General features: G+C 63.6%; 16 protein-coding genes. 9 read left to right on the forward strand and 7 right to left on the reverse strand.

The window, feature by feature from the left end; translation table 11 throughout:
- Positions 1–79: 79 nt before the first annotated feature.
- The 5 genes from AC3IYG_RS05695 to AC3IYG_RS05715 all read left to right on the forward strand — a co-directional run bounded on the left by AC3IYG_RS05695 (position 80) and on the right by AC3IYG_RS05715 (position 4,193).
- Entirely contained in the window at positions 80–730 is a 651-nt protein-coding gene (locus AC3IYG_RS05695; protein WP_489312787.1) for a FadR/GntR family transcriptional regulator, read from the forward strand.
- 14 nt (positions 731–744) lie between these two features.
- Positions 745–2,037 carry a CynX/NimT family MFS transporter gene (locus AC3IYG_RS05700; RefSeq protein WP_489312788.1) on the forward strand — a complete coding sequence of 431 codons (1,293 nt, stop codon included), beginning with the start codon at positions 745–747 and terminating at the stop codon, positions 2,035–2,037.
- Between the two features lie 123 nt (positions 2,038–2,160).
- Positions 2,161–2,859, forward strand: a complete 699-nt coding sequence (locus AC3IYG_RS05705; RefSeq protein ID WP_489312790.1) for a glutathione S-transferase family protein — start codon at positions 2,161–2,163, stop codon at positions 2,857–2,859.
- Entirely contained in the window at positions 2,856–3,146 is a 291-nt protein-coding gene (locus AC3IYG_RS05710) for a GIY-YIG nuclease family protein (protein ID WP_489312791.1), read from the forward strand. The genes AC3IYG_RS05705 and AC3IYG_RS05710 overlap by 4 nt, the downstream gene beginning before the upstream one ends.
- A 111-nt stretch (positions 3,147–3,257) precedes the next feature.
- Positions 3,258–4,193 carry a glutathione S-transferase family protein gene (locus tag AC3IYG_RS05715; RefSeq protein ID WP_489312792.1) on the forward strand — a complete coding sequence of 312 codons (936 nt, stop codon included), beginning with the start codon at positions 3,258–3,260 and terminating at the stop codon, positions 4,191–4,193.
- A gap of 150 nt (positions 4,194–4,343) precedes the next feature.
- On the opposite strand, the gene AC3IYG_RS05720 is transcribed toward AC3IYG_RS05715, so the two are convergent.
- Both AC3IYG_RS05720 and AC3IYG_RS05725 read right to left on the reverse strand, forming a co-directional pair.
- A complete protein-coding gene (locus AC3IYG_RS05720) occupies positions 4,344–4,685 on the reverse strand; it encodes a DUF3703 domain-containing protein (RefSeq protein ID WP_489312793.1) in 342 nt (113 codons plus the stop codon).
- Between the two features lie 2 nt (positions 4,686–4,687).
- Entirely contained in the window at positions 4,688–5,377 is a 690-nt protein-coding gene (locus AC3IYG_RS05725; protein WP_489312794.1) for a cation efflux transmembrane domain-containing protein, read from the reverse strand.
- A 63-nt stretch (positions 5,378–5,440) separates the two neighbouring features.
- On the opposite strand from AC3IYG_RS05725, the gene AC3IYG_RS05730 reads away from it, so the two are divergent.
- The 4 genes from AC3IYG_RS05730 (at position 5,441) to AC3IYG_RS05745 (ending at position 8,026) form a co-directional block, all read left to right on the forward strand.
- Entirely contained in the window at positions 5,441–5,851 is a 411-nt protein-coding gene (locus AC3IYG_RS05730) for a MerR family DNA-binding protein (RefSeq protein WP_489312795.1), read from the forward strand.
- 189 nt (positions 5,852–6,040) lie between these two features.
- On the forward strand, positions 6,041–6,583 hold the full coding sequence (locus tag AC3IYG_RS05735) for a DUF3455 domain-containing protein (protein WP_489312796.1): 543 nt from the start codon (positions 6,041–6,043) through the stop codon (positions 6,581–6,583).
- Positions 6,584–6,716: 133 nt separating this feature from the next.
- Positions 6,717–7,283, forward strand: a complete 567-nt coding sequence (locus AC3IYG_RS05740) for a sigma-70 family RNA polymerase sigma factor (protein WP_489312797.1) — start codon at positions 6,717–6,719, stop codon at positions 7,281–7,283.
- Positions 7,280–8,026, forward strand: a complete 747-nt coding sequence (locus AC3IYG_RS05745) for an anti-sigma factor (protein ID WP_489312798.1) — start codon at positions 7,280–7,282, stop codon at positions 8,024–8,026. The genes AC3IYG_RS05740 and AC3IYG_RS05745 overlap by 4 nt, the downstream gene beginning before the upstream one ends.
- A 210-nt stretch (positions 8,027–8,236) precedes the next feature.
- On the opposite strand, the gene AC3IYG_RS05750 is transcribed toward AC3IYG_RS05745, so the two are convergent.
- The 5 genes from AC3IYG_RS05750 to yejK all read right to left on the reverse strand — a co-directional run bounded on the left by AC3IYG_RS05750 (position 8,237) and on the right by yejK (position 14,422).
- Positions 8,237–9,319 (reverse strand): putative urea ABC transporter substrate-binding protein, encoded by a 1,083-nt coding sequence (locus tag AC3IYG_RS05750; RefSeq protein ID WP_489312799.1) that lies wholly within the window; start codon positions 9,317–9,319, stop codon positions 8,237–8,239.
- Between the two features lie 36 nt (positions 9,320–9,355).
- On the reverse strand, positions 9,356–10,300 hold the full coding sequence (locus tag AC3IYG_RS05755) for a hypothetical protein (protein ID WP_489312800.1): 945 nt from the start codon (positions 10,298–10,300) through the stop codon (positions 9,356–9,358).
- Positions 10,297–11,355 (reverse strand): isopenicillin N synthase family dioxygenase, encoded by a 1,059-nt coding sequence (locus AC3IYG_RS05760; protein ID WP_489312801.1) that lies wholly within the window; start codon positions 11,353–11,355, stop codon positions 10,297–10,299. Before AC3IYG_RS05760 ends, AC3IYG_RS05755 begins: the two co-directional genes overlap by 4 nt.
- A 300-nt stretch (positions 11,356–11,655) precedes the next feature.
- On the reverse strand, positions 11,656–13,203 hold the full coding sequence (locus tag AC3IYG_RS05765) for a GGDEF domain-containing protein (protein WP_489312802.1): 1,548 nt from the start codon (positions 13,201–13,203) through the stop codon (positions 11,656–11,658).
- 211 nt (positions 13,204–13,414) lie between these two features.
- Positions 13,415–14,422, reverse strand: a complete 1,008-nt coding sequence (gene yejK, locus AC3IYG_RS05770) for a nucleoid-associated protein YejK (RefSeq protein ID WP_489312803.1) — start codon at positions 14,420–14,422, stop codon at positions 13,415–13,417.
- Between the last annotated feature and the right edge of the window lie 28 nt (positions 14,423–14,450).

Consider the following 14,450-nt stretch of genomic DNA (forward strand, 5'->3'; position numbering starts at 1 on the left):
GATCGCGCATTCAGGTTGAAGCCTGTCCGATCGGTCAGTAAAGTCTTGGCATATTCATCCGATGATTGGATGTGTGCCAATGCCAAACCTGCTCAAACGTTCCCTGGTTGATGTCGCCCTGGAGCAGATGCGCCAGCGTATCGAGAGCGGTGCCTGGGCCATCGACCGGCGGCTGCCGCCCGAACCCGTGCTGGCCAGCGAGCTGGGCATGAGCCGCAACACCGTGCGCGAAGCGGTGCGGGTGCTGACCTTCGCCGGCCTGCTCGACGTGCGCCAAGGCGACGGCACCTATGTGCGAGCCTGCGCCGACCCCCTGGATGCGCTGAAAGTGCTGTCGCGCTGCACCGTCGAGCACGCGCGGGAAACGCGCATGACCATCGAGGTCGAGGCTTCGCGGCTGGCCGCGCTGCGCCGCACCGCCGCCGATATCGAAGGGCTGCGCGCCGCCCTGGCGGATACGGCGACGCACTTCCACGCAGACCTGGAAACTTACGTCGAGCGCGATCTGGTGTTCCACTGTCGGTTGGTGGATGCCGCGCACAACCCGGCGCTCAGCGAGTTGTACCGCTACTTCTCTCGCGTGATTGCCGCCGCCCTGCGCCAGACCCTGGGCGAGTCGCCACGCTCGCAAGCGGCATTCGACCTGCACCGCGAATTGCTCCAGGCCGTCGAGCAGGGCGATGCCGAGTCCGCCGCCCGCATCAGCCGCCGGCTGATCGAAGAACCTTGAATTCGAGAGAACCCATGCCCAGTCACCTGCCAACACCTGCGCCCGGATCTCAGCCGGCGGCCACGCTGAGCGATGAGCTGCTGATCGATGCCGAGGTCGATGACGAGCCGGTGCAGCATGCGCCGGCCGCGCAGATCCGGCGTCCGCTGCTGCTATTGCTCGGCCTGGTGTTGGTCGCGTTGAATCTGCGCCCGGCCTTGTCGAGTATTGCGCCCTTGCTGGCGCAGGTGACCGAAAGCCTGGGCCTGAGTGCGGCCAGTGCGGGGTTGCTGACGACCGCGCCGGTGCTCTGTCTGGGCTTGTTCGCGCCGCTGGCACCGCGCCTGGCGCGGCGCCTGGGCAGTGAAAGGGTGGTGCTGCTGATTCTGCTGACCCTGGCCGCCGGCCTGATACTGCGCAGCCTGTTCGGTGCGCCGGGGCTGTTTGCCGGTAGCGTACTGGCGGGTGCCAGCATCGGCATTATCGGCGTGCTGCTGCCGGGCATCTTCAAGCGCGATTTCCCGCGTCAGGCCGGTGTGCTCACTGGGGTCTACACCATGGCGCTGTGCCTCGGTGCGGCGGTGGCCGCTGGTGCAACGGTGCCGTTGAGCCAGTACTTCGACAATCAATGGACCTGGGCCCTTGGTTTCTGGGCGCTGCCGGCCTTGCTGGCGGCACTCTTCTGGCTGCCGCAGGCCCGTCAGGCACATGGCGCGCACCGGGTGGCTTATCGCGTCAGTGGTCTGTGGCGCGACCCGCTGGCCTGGCAGGTCACCCTGTACATGGGCTTGCAGTCGTCGCTGGCCTATATCGTGTTCGGCTGGTTGCCGTCGCTGCTGATCGATCGTGGGCTGACGCCGGTGGAGGCGGGCCTGCTGCTGTCCGGCTCGGTGCTGGTGCAATTGATCAGCGCCCTCAGCACCCCTTACCTGGCGACCCGTGGCAAGGACCAGCGGCTGGCGATCGTGGTGGTGATGGCGTTGACCCTCGGCGGCTTGCTCGGTTGCCTCTATGCACCGCTGAGCGGTATCTGGGGTTGGGCGGTCGTGCTCGGACTCGGGCAGGGCGGCACCTTCAGCCTGGCGTTGGCGTTGATCGTATTGCGTTCGCGCGATGCCCACGTGGCCGCGCATCTGTCCAGCATGGCGCAAGGGGTGGGCTACACCCTGGCCTCGCTGGGGCCGTTCGCGGTCGGGTTGGTGCATGACCTGAGCGGCGGCTGGCGTGCGGTCGGCATCATTTTCGTGGTGCTGGCCCTCGGCGCGCTGGGCTTCGGTCTGGGTGCCGGGCGCGCCCGCTATGTAGCTGCGTGCAGCGAGAAGCGCTGAGGTCGGCGCCATCGGCGTGAGCAGCTGAATGATCATGCCCTTCCCGATCTGCAGCACTGGCTTATGGCCGCGGCGTTGAATATTGCCTAAGCTCGCTGCCGAACTTCATGCAGGATGCTTTCAATGATCACGCTGTGCCAATTCCCCGCCGCTTTCAATGTGCCCAACCCCAGTCCGTATTGCCTCAAGACGGAAACCTTTCTGCGTCTGTGCGGCTTGGACTATCAGGTGCAAGCGCTGTTCGATTCGCGCAAGGGTCCGAAAGGCAAGCTGCCGTACATCAAGCTCGACGATGAAGTTATCGCCGACTCGGCGGTGATCCTGCGGACCTTGAGCGAGCGCCTGGAGCTGCCGCTGGATCGGCACCTGGATGCTGTCGGTCGTGGCCGGGCGGTGGCGATCACCCGTTTGTGCGACGAACACCTGTACTTCCTGCTGGTGTATTTCCGCTGGCTCGAGGATGAGGGTTGGAGCCAGATCAAGCCGGCTTTTTTCGGCGCGCTGTCGGCCCCGCTCAAATGGTTCGTGCCCGCGCTGGCGCGCAGCAATGTGCGCAAGGCTTTGCACGGTCAAGGCCTTGGCCGGCATCAGCGGGACGAATTGCTGACCTTCGCGCGCGAAGACCTGCAAGCGCTGAGCGACTTGCTCGGCGCCGCGCCGTTCTTTGGTGGCGTGCAGCCCTGCAGTGCCGATGCGGCGGCCTATGGCATCCTGGCCAATCTGATCCTGTGCGACCTGGACACGCCGTTGAACCGCCTGGCGCGCGAGTTCCCCACGCTGGTGGCCTACTGCGAGCGGCTGCGGGACAAGTATTGGACATGAATGCCGCAGCGCCCAAGGCCTGGTTCGTCTACCTGGTGCGGGCCGCCAACGGGGCCTTGTATTGCGGCATCAGCGATGACCCGCAGCGTCGTTTCGCCACGCACCAGAGCGGTCGCGGCGCGCGGTTTTTTCATTCCAGCCCGGCGGTCGCGCTGGTCCTCGTGGAAGCCTGCAGCGACAAGCGCGAAGCCTTGCGGCGCGAACGTGCGATCAAGCAACTGACGAAAAAAGCCAAGGAAGCCCTGGTGCTGGCCACGGCTGTTCAGGGCGGCCAGCAAGAACCGTAACCGCAGCGGTGTTATCGGCCCGGTTGATAGCAGGCTATCAACCGGGCCGGGTAGGCCGCAGTCATGCTGGCGAGTAAGCTGCTGTCTTCCTTCAGAGCCACGGAGCCTGTCATGCACGAGTTGATCCTGCACCATTACCCCACTTCGCCGTTCGCCGAGAAAACCCGGCTGATGTTGGGTTTCAAGCAGCTGTCCTGGCGCTCGGTAATGATCTCGCCGGTGATGCCCAAGCCCGATCTGACGGCGTTGACCGGCGGCTATCGCAAGACCCCGGTGCTGCAGGTCGGCGCTGACATCTACTGCGACACGGCGCTGATCGCCCGCCGCCTGGAGGCCGAAAAAGCCACCCCGGCCCTGTTTCCGGAAGGCCAGGAATTCAACGTTGCCACTTTTGCCAGCTGGGCCGACTCGGTAGTATTCCAGCATGCGGTCAGCCTGGTGTTCCAGCCGGAATCCATTGCCCTGCGGTTCGGCAAACTGCCGCCGGAAGCGATCAAGGCTTTTATCGCCGACCGTGCCGGGCTGTTCAGTGGCGGTACTGCCACGCGCCTGCCGTTGGAGCAGGCCAAGCACCAGTGGCCAACCCTGATGGCGCGTCTGGAGCAGCAGTTGGCCCGCGAAGGCGGCGACTTCCTGTTCGGCGAGCCGTCGCTTGCCGACTTCGCCTTGGCGCACCCGTTGTGGTTCCTCAAAGGCACGTCGGTTACCGCGCCGCTGGTGGACGAGTACCCGGCGGTGGTGGCCTGGCTCGCCCGCGTGCTGGGCTTCGGTCACGGCTCGGCCAGCGAACTGTCTGCCGCTGATGCTATCGAAATCGCCCGCGCGGCGACGCCGGCAGCGCTGCCGGATGAGCTGTTCAACGAGCCCAACGGTTTCAAGGTCGGCCAGCAGGTGAGGGTGGCGGCGACCGATTATGGGGTTGATCCGGTGGTCGGCGAGTTGCTTTTTGCCGGCACTGAGGAGCTGATCCTGCGCCGTGAAGACGAGCGCGCCGGTGTCGTGCACGTGCACTTCCCGCGCTTCGGTTTCCGCCTCGAAGCCTGCTGATAGCACGCACCGCTGGGGTCGCAGACCTAGGGGGCGCCGCTGCACGCCGAAACAGCCATGGACCCCGAGCTGATTGAGCGATGCGCAACTGTGCCGGCTTTGCCCGTCATGAACGGCTCAGGTCGAGCCGACACAGACGGGCACCTGCTTTCAAGGCAATTGCAGGAGGCGCCGCAGGTCTTCTGCAACAGGCATGGGTTTGAGCGCGCTGACTCTGGCTCGGCCGCTATTACCCAGGGGCACCCAGAGGCGTGAGAACAGTAGCGCCGCCAGAATCCGCGTGGCTTGGCCCAGGACTTCGCGGGTATCTCGCGAGCGCCAGCCCGTGATCAGCATCCAGCAATGGGCGCGTGCATGCAGCAGCGGGAAGCGTTGGCTGAGAATGTGGGCGCGTTCCAGTTGGGCGTAGGCAGTGGCGTGATCCGCAACCGCCATGGCATGTCGTGCCTGCAGGAAGGCCAGGTCAATCGCCTGGCGCAACTCCGGTCGCATGGTTAGTGCCTCTCTTGTTGGTTCGCTGTGGGCATCAGCCGTTGTTGCGCGGGCATTGGCGCTGCGCGATTCGCCTCGGCCGCGAGCTCCTGCCGGGCCTGGCGCATGACCTGCACCGCCGCGGAAATCGCCAGCGTGGCCATGATGCTGGCGACCAGCAGGTCCGGCCATGCCGTGCCGGTACCCAGCACGCCCAGAGCGGCCAGCAGCACCGCGAGGTTGCCCAGTGCATCGTTGCGCGTGCAGAGCCAGACGCTGCGCATGTTGCTATCGCCATCGCGGTAGGCATAAAGCAGTGCGGCAACGCCCAGGTTGGCGGCCAGCGCCAGTGTGCCGATCAGGCCCATGGTTGGCGCACTCGGTACGCTGCCGCTGAGCAGATTCCAGATCGCCACGCCCAGCACGGCCACGCCGAACAGCAGCATGCACGCCGCTTTGAACAGCGATGCCCGGGCCCTGAGCACCACGCCCAGGCCCAGTACCCAGAGGCTGATGCCGTAGTTGGCCGCATCCCCGAGGAAATCCAGGGAGTCCGCCAATAGCGAGACCGAGTTGGCCCGCAACCCCGAGGCGATTTCAATGACGAACATGCCGAGGTTTATCGCCAGTGCGATCCAGAGAATCTTGCGGTAGCGCCCGGTTTTTTGCCCGGCGTTTTCAGTCGGCTCATGATTGCAGCAGTGAGCGCCCATGTGGCTTCTCCTTTGAGTAGGTGAGGTGTAGGCTAAACCCTGTAGTAACTACGGAGTCAAGCCGTGACTAAACCATTCACCATCAGCGCGCTCAGCCGAGAAAGTGGCGTCAACCTGGAGACCATCCGCTTTTACGAGCGCAGTGGTTTGTTGCCCAAGCCGCAACGCACGGCATCGGGTTACCGCCGTTATGAAGAAGTCGATGTACGACGGCTGCGCTTTATCCGGCGCGGGCGTGAACTGGGCTTCAGTCTGGAGGAAATCCAGACCCTGCTGGAGCTGGCCAATCACCCGCAAAGCCCCTGCCGTGAAGCGGATCAACTGGTGCAGGTGCATTTGTCCACCATCGAGGCCCGCATCCGCGACCTGCTGACGATGCAGGCTGAGCTGCGCAAGCTGGCCGACTGCAACAGTGAGCAGGCGCAACACTGCCGGCTCCTGGAAGCGCTGGACAGCCGAACCTGCTGTGCGTGAGCGAGCACGGTGCGGATAAACACGTGGGGGCTTGGATTGCCTCAGGGCGCTGGCGAGCAATTGGGGTGAGCAACCCCGGGCGCCGATTATTTTCCCAGCGCGTGCATCCAAATCGATTTCTGCCGGGTAGTACAGGAAGCAGCCGATCAAGCTGCCGATCTGGTCACTTCTTTTTCTGGAGAAATTGGCATGAAAACCACGCGATTGCTCACCGTTGCCCGCACCGCTGTTGCCGGCGCCTTGTTCATGGCCGCCAGCCAGGCGGTTTTCGCCCAGGATGCCCTGCCCGACAACATCAAGGTGCCGGCCGGCCACGCGGTGTCCATGGAAACCGTAGGGGTAGGCGAGATCACCTACGAGTGCCGCGACAAGGCTAACGCCGCCGGTCAGACCGAATGGGTGTTCGTCGGTCCCAAGGCGGTGCTGAACGACCGCAGCGGCAAACAGGTCGGCACCTACTACGGGCCGCCCGCCACCTGGGAAGTCCTGGATGGCTCCAAGGTCAGCGGTACGCAACTGGCGGTAGCCCCAGCCGGGGCCGGCAATCTTCCCTATCAACTGGTAAAAGCCAACGCGGCGGTCGGCGCGGGTGCCATGGCGGGTGTCAGCTTCATCCAGCGGGTCGCGCTGAAGGGCGGGGCGGCACCGACGAGCGAATGCAACGCCGCCACCAAGGGCCAGCGCGAAGTCGTCACCTACCAGGCAGACTACATTTTCTGGAAGGCCAGCTAGGCCTGGCTGGCGCGGGGGGTGGGGCTGTATCTGCGATTCTCGCCGCATGCGCGCGCAAAGTTCGGCTAGCCTATTCTCCGCTACCCCCGGCGGCTCCCGCCGGGGCCGCTGCAACCCTGACGGCTTATCCCCCTTGCCCACACTTGAAACCGACTTCGATTACGCCGCTGCACTGGTTGCCTGTGCCAGCGGTGACCGCCAAGCCTTGCAACGGCTCTATGAGCAGGAAGGCGCTCGCCTGCTGGGCGTGGTCCAGCGCATTGTGCGCGACCGCGCCATGGCCGAGGACATCGTGCATGACGCCTACCTCACAATCTGGACCCGCGCCGGCAGCTTCGAGCCGGCGCGCGGCTCCGGGCGGGGCTGGATCTACAGCGTGACGCGCCACCTGGCCTTGAACGCGGTCAGAGACAACCGGCGCGAGGTCACGGTGGACGATGATACCGCCGCCGCGCTGGATGCCCAGGCGTCGCTGCAAGCCTGGCAGGATACGGCAGACGCTTTCGACTGGCGGGCCAGTGCCGGGCGTATCAAGCATTGCCTGGAGCAGCTCGAGCCGGTGCGCCGCAACTGCATCTTCCACGCCTACGTGGACGGTTGTTCGCACAGCGAGATCGCGCAGAAACTGGGGGCTCCGCTGGGCACGGTCAAAGCCTGGATCAAGCGCAGCCTGGCCGCATTAAGGGAGTGCCTGGCATGAGCACGAACCCCTCGCACGAGACCCCCGCCGAGCTGGACGAACTGGCCGGGGAGTATGTGTTGGGCACGCTGCCTGCCTGGCAGCGGGTCGAGGTGCACAAGCGCTTGCAGCACGATGAGCAACTGCGCGCCGCCGTGCACGCCTGGGAGGAGCGCCTGCTGCCCCTGACCGCCCTGGTCGAGCCGCTACCGCTCTCGCCGGGGCTCTGGCGTCGGGTCGAGCGCAGCCTGGATTCGCTGGCGACGCTGACACAAGCCAAGGCACAGCACGCGTCCGCAGCGTCAGGCGCGGGCTGGTTCGGCTGGCGTAGCTTGCCGTTCTGGCGTGGTTTGGCGGGCGCCGGTTTCGCTGCGGCGGTTGTGCTGGCGTCGTTGTTGCTCACCCAGATCACGCCGCCGCAAGGCCCGCAATTCGTGGTGGTGCTGGTGGCGCCGCAGGACAAGTCGCCAGGCTGGATCGTGCAAGCCAGCAACTCAAGCGAGATCCAGCTGATCCCATTGGCGATCGCCGAGGTGCCGGCCGACAAAGCGCTGGAGTTCTGGACCAAGGCCGATGACTGGAGCGGGCCGGTTTCCTTGGGTTTGGTCAAGCCTGGGCAGAGCCTGCAGATTCCGCTGGATAAACTGCCGCCGCTACAGCCCAACCAGCTGTTCGAACTGACCCTGGAAAAGTCCACCGGCTCGCCGATCGGCAAACCCACCGGTCCGGTGCAGTTCATCGGGCGTGCGGTCAAGGTGATTTGAGCTGGCCCATGGCGGGTGGGCGTTGCCGCATGCGGCGATGCGCGGCGGCGCGGGTGAACGGCGATTGAGTTGAGTGAACGCTAGACAGCATGGCTGTCCGGTGGTTTTCGCCGGGCAGGCTCAGGCGCGAACCGTGCCACTCGAGCGGCCTTGCAGCGCAGAGCCCGAGATGCCGCTCTTCGGGCTCTCGGTCGCTGCCTCGTTGGCTTTTTACAGCGTGCCGTCGGCGGCCATCCTCACGTAGCTCGCGTCGAAGCGCAGCTTGATGTTTTTGGCATTGCCCAAGGTGGAGCCGTCAGGGAACTGCATGCCAACCGCATCGGCATTGGTCGCGCCTTCACCCAGCAGGCCTTTCTCGAAGGAGAAGCTACGCACTTTATCCATGGTTGCGCGCATGGTAGCCGAGGCATTGGCGAAGTCATAAGCCGTGGCCGGGGTGTAGAACAGCGCGGTCTTGGTCAGTTGCTCGTCGTAACCGGCGAGGTCGGTGCCCGAATGCTCGGCCATGAAGGTGCGTGCGGCTTTGCCTTGCTGGTTGTCCTGGGTCATCAACTGCAAGGTCTCGAACCAGGCGCCGACCAGGGCTTTGCCCAGCTCCGGGTTGGCTGCCAGGGTTTTGCTGTTGACGGCCATCATGTCGATGATTTCGCCGGGGATCTCCTTCGAAGTGAAGACTTCCTTGGCGGTTGGCGACTGCTTCATGACCATGCTCAGTTGCGGGTTCCACAGTGCGGCGGCGGTAACACCCTGGGTCGTGAACGAGGCCACGGCATCGGCATCGGAGGTGTTCATCACGGTCACGTCACGCTCGACCAAACCATGCAGGTCCAGCGCCCGCGCCAGCAGGTAGTGGGAGACCGACAGTTCGACCAGATTGACCTGCTGACCTTTGATCTCGGCGAAGCTTTTGCCGTTCTTCAACACAATGGCGTCGTTGCCGTTGGAGTAGTCGCCGAGGATCAGGCCAGTGGTGTCGACGCCATTGGCAGCGGGGATGGTCAGGGCGTCCATATTGGTCATGCCGCAAGCATCGAAGGCGCCTGCCGCGTATTGGTTGATGGATTCGATGTAGTCATTGAGCTGAACGATTTCGATCTGGATCCCGTACTTCTTCGCCCACTTGTCGACGATGCCTTTTTCCGCCGCATAGCCCCAGGGCATCCAGCCCGAATAGATCGACCAGGCGACCTTGAAGCTGTCTTTTTTCTCGTTGGCGGTCACGCTGTTCACCAGGCAGAGGGTGGCGAGGCCCACCAGCGTGATTTTTTGTAAGACGGATGCGTAGGACTTCATAAACACCTCATGAGGTATCGGGGAAATTGCTCGGGTTCAGGTCAATGCTTGGGTGTAACGCGCCAGGGTTGCTGACTCGCGCTCGAACCAGCGTTCAGCCGCTGGGGTAAACCCGCTGGCCTGCTCGAAGTGCATCAGCGGTTCCAGGCTGTCGATGCTGAACAGGCGCTGGCAGAGCACGCCGTCGATCTCCAGGTGCTGGCTGATCCGATCGCGCTCCGGCAGAAACTCGAAACCCTCCAGCGGCAATAGGCTGTGGCCAACCCGTGCGGGCTGGGTCGACAGGCTGATGGCGAAGCCCTGTTGCAGTGAGCCTCGGGCGACCGAGGTCTCGAAGTTGAACAGCTGCGCCAGGCGTTGCGGATCACCGGTCGCCTGGGCGACCAGTTCTTTCAGCGAGGTGTCCGCCGGCGCATCGAGCGCTTCGGCGCGGCCGAGCACCAGGGCGGCATAGTCACCACAGACGATCAGCCCGCCACCGCGATGGCGCACGCAATCGTTGCTCAGGTCGCGTTCCTCGATCAGCCGTAGACCGATCAACGGGCCGGACGCCGAGGGTTGTAGGCGCCAGTCTTCGACATAGGCGCCGCTGGGGGCGAACTCGATCATGCAGTTGCCGATGCGTTTCAGATCGGCCGGTTCCGGCCAGCGGTTATGCACCTGCAAGGAGGTGTCGGTGTGCCAGCTCAGCAGCGGTTCCTGCCAGTGGCTCAGGGCTTCCCAGCCTTCGTAATTGGCCAGGTTTTGCAGCTCTTCGCTGCTGTAGTCGGCCAGCGCTTTGGCCGCAACTTGCCGGTCTTCCAGCGGCAAGCGCAGGTCGATGGTGAAGTTGCGGCTTTGCAGCCAGCAGACATGGGTGTGCACATCGGTTTGACCATTGGCAAAGCTGATGGCGTGACGCTTGTAGTAACCGAGCATCCAGTCCGGCACGCTATTGTCCGGGCGGCGGGCGTGCTGGGCGAGCAATTCGGCAAGGGTCATGGGCGGACCTCCTCGGTCTGGTTTTTGTAACCGAAGGAGGACAAACCCTTGGCCCCTTTGGGCAGGGTCAATTCGCCGGAGGCCAGGCGTTTTTTCAGGTAGCTGAAGGTTTGCAGGGTCTGCGCATACAGGTGCTCGCCGCATACCAGGGATCCGTAAGTGCTGGTTTTTTCCGGGTCGACCAGGGCGGTAATCGGTTCGATCAGGGTGTCGTAGTCGCAGGCGCAGAACAGCGCAAAGGCATAACGCTCTTCGGCGACCTTGCGCACCCGATGCGCGGTGGCGACGTAGGTGCCGTTGCTCAGCAGCTCCATCATGTCGCCGATATTGATCACGAACGCGCCGTCGATAATCGGCACCTCGATCCACTCGCCAGCGCCATTGAGCACCTGCAGGCCAGGTGCGGTGGGCAGCAGAATGGTGAAGCACTCGTAGTCGGTATGCGCGCCGATGCCGGGCCGGTCTACCGGGGCATTGGGGTTGTAGGGGTAGTGGATCAGGCGCAGCTGGCTCGGTGGGGTGCTGATGTTGCGGGTGAAGGTGTCTTCCGGTAGCCCAAGCGCCAGGGCGAAGCCGTTGAACAGCCGATTGCCGACGGCCAAAGCCGCGTCGTAATAGGCGTTGATGTCCTCCTTGAAGCCTGGCAAGGTCGGCCATTGATTGGCCCCGAGCATGGGCCTGCGCCGCTCCGCTTGCTGCAGGTCGAAGCCGATATCGTAGGCTTCCTTGTGGTCGACGCTGCCCTCGACGAATTGCTCTTCGCCTTCCGGTACATAACCGCTGTGATTGCTCGACAGGCCGATGTAGTCCTGCATTTTGCAGTCCAGTGGCTGGGCGAAATAATCGCGGCTACGGCTCTTCAACGCCTCGATCAAATGCGCGGGCACACCATGGCCGGTGATGTACAGAAAGCCTGCATCTTGGGCGGCTTGGCCGAGCATGGCGGCAGTATGGTTGCGCGTATCGAGATCAGCCGCGTACAGGCCACTGATGTCCACCAGCGGCAGGCTTTGGAAGGCAGTGTGCGGATTGGGCTTGCGCTGTACTGACGACATAGCAACCTCCTGATTAAAAAATCAAAACGTTACCTGGTCGTCCAGATTGAGCGATGGCTGCGGGCCATCCCGGGTCGTCCCGGAAAAGGTGCGCCGCTGAATGTGGCGCAGATGGGGTTAAGCGATTTACGTGCCAGCCTGGCAAGAACACGCCATTCCAGGTGCATGCCGCCCACGGGCTCAAGGTCTGCGCAGGCATGGGTTCGAGTGTTGGCGAAGCGTTATTGCCGGCCAGCCGCTGACAATTGAGGCACTGTCAGCGCACTGGCTTGGGGCAAGCCGCTGCCAAAAAGGGCAATGTCACAAGGGTTGCTGCTGCATCTCAACCCGATTACGACCATTCAGTTTGGCCTTGTAGAGGGCGGCGTCGGCAGCTTCCAGTAACAGTGGCAGTGAGCTGCCTTCGTGGTACTGCACCAGGCCGATGCTGACGCTTATATGCAGGCTGCCCTGGGCCGCTTTAAACGGCAGGCTCTGTACCGCTTCCCTGAGCCGCTCGAGAAAGAGGCGAGCGGCCGGCAGTTCGGTATCTGGCAGCAGGAAAATGAATTCTTCGCCGCCCAAGCGTGCGAACAGATCGGTGCTGCGGGCCAGCTTGCGGCAGAGTCGGCTGAATTGGCTCAGCACCGCATCACCCATGGCATGCCCGTGCTGGTCATTAATCTGCTTGAAGTGATCCAGGTCCAGCGAGCCCAGACAGAAGGGGTTGCCGTGCCGTTGGCTACGTTCTAACTCATGCTTGGCGCGGGCGTAAAAGGCGCGACGATTCAGCGCCCCGGTCAATGGGTCGGTAGTCGCCAGGCGCAGCAGTTTGTTTTCCAGCACCTTGCGGTGAGTGACATCGCGTATTTCCGCCACTTGTCGCTGCGGGGTCTCCAGCACCGCCACCGACAGTTCGACCGGAAAACTGTGGCCATTGGCCCGCAGCGCCAGGATGTCGTGCGGGCGCCCGTCGGCCTGCGCCAAGAGGTCGGCAACTGCTTTCTGGCTGGTGGCGCCGAAGAGGCTGGCCAATGGCTGGTCGATCAGCTCGGCACGGGGCCTGCCAATCAGCTGTTCGAGCATAGGGTTGGTGTCGACGATGCGGCCCTGTTGCAGCACAAGCATGCCGGCATTGGCGACCCCCATGAGCCGTTCGAAGCGTTCGGCGTTATTTTGCGCCTGTTCGGCGTGCCGCTGGCTGTCGGCCAATATGCGGCGCATGGTCATCAGCGCCAGGCCGACCAGGGTCATGACCCACAGCGGAATGCCAAAGTTATAAGGCAGCAGGTAGCTGTAAGAGCGGGTTACATCGTTTTGTACGATACCTTGTAAGCCGTCATGCAGGCCGATGCCCGCCCGTAACAGGGTGACGCCGGCGTAGCCAAACAAGGCCAGCGCCACAAAGTTGCGCACGCCACGCAATTCCTGCTCGGCCGGCGCCCGCCACAGCGCCCAGCAGGCCTGGAAGGGCAGCAGGCCACCGATCAGGGCATAGATAGCCACCAGCCATTCGGTGTTGATCGGCGCTACCCACCAATGCCAGCTGCAGACCAACGCCATCAGTCCGGCACTCAGTGGCACTGTCCAGTAAGGCGGTGGCAAGCCCAGGAAGCGAAAAATACCCAGTAGCAGAATCGCTTCGCCGGCCAGTTGGGTGGCATTACCCAGCACATTGAGTAATGCGCTGCCGCTGGCCATGAAGCCAACGAACAGCAGAATGCCGAGGATCAGCGTCCAAGCGCCGAGCATCCACAATCCGGGCCCGCGATAGGGGCGCGAAAAGTACCAGAGCGCGCTGCAGGCCACGGCGCTGGCCAGCAGCAGATTAAGCCCGAGCAGCATGGGGGAGAAATATAAGCTTTCCAAGCAGTGCGCTTCCTTAGCGGCAGCTGTAAGTGGGCACATGCTGCCGTCGCTTCGTTGAGGCGTGTGCCGGGCGGGCATCTGGTGACGCTACAGGCCCCGCACTTGGCTATCTATCGCGGCGCCAGCGGCAGGTTACGCTGCCTGCATGAACGGTTGGCGGCAGCACGAACGCTGCCGGGTGGCGCCGTTACCTCCAGGCCGGGCGCGCGCATCAGTCCTTGCGGCGTTTGAGCTGGTCGCGCAACTGGGTTGGCAGGTTGCGGATGGTCAGGGTGTCCTGGGCTTCGTCATAGTCGATATTAGAGCCGAGCAGGTGCGCCTCGAAGCTGATCGACAAACCCTCGGCACGCCCGGTGAAGCGGCGGAATTGGCTGAGGGTGCGCTTATCCGCCGGGATCTCCGGCGACAGGCCATAGTCCTTGTTGCGAATGTGGTCGTAGAAGGCTTTCGGCCGCTCCTCGTCGAGCAGGCCGGAGAGCTCCTGCAGGGTCATGGGCTCGCCGATCTTGGCCTGGCTGGTGGCGTAGTCGACCAGCGTGTCGGTCTTCGCCCGTGCCTGTTCTTCCGGCAGGTCTTCGCTTTCGACGAAGTCGCTGAAGGCTTTCAGCAGGGTGCGGGTCTCGCTCGGCGAGTCGACGCCTTCCTGGCAGCCGATGAAGTCGCGGAAGTATTCCGAGACTTTCTTGCCGTTCTTGCCCTTGATAAAGGAAATGTACTGCTTGGACTGCTTGTTGTTCAGCCACTCGGAGATATTGATCCGCGCCGCCAGGTGCAGCTGGCCGAGGTCCAGGTGTTTGGCCGGCGTCACGTCCAGCTCGGCGTTCACCGCCACCCCTTCGCTGTGGTGCAGCAGGGCGATCGCCAGGTAGTCGGTCATGCCCTGCTGGTAGTGGGCGAACAATACGTGGCCGCCAGTGGAGAGGTTGGACTCCTCCATCAGCTTTTGCAGGTGCTCCACCGCTTGCCGGCTGAAGGCGGTGAAGTCCTGACCGCCGTCGTTGTACTCCTTCAGCCAGCCGCTGAACGGGTAGGCGCCGGATTCCGCCTGAAAAAAGCCCCAGGCCTTGCCCTGCTTGGCGTTGTAGCTCTCATTGAGGTCGGCCAGCATGTTCTCGATGGCTTGCGACTCGGCCAGCTCGGTGCTGCGGGCGTGCAGCACCGCTGGGGTGCCGTCGGGTTTCTTCTCGATCAGGTGGACGATGCAGTGGCGGATCGGCATGGCGTTCTCGTATCGGGGCGGACAGGGC

Source organism: Pseudomonas sp. KH_027 (assembly GCF_057838565.1).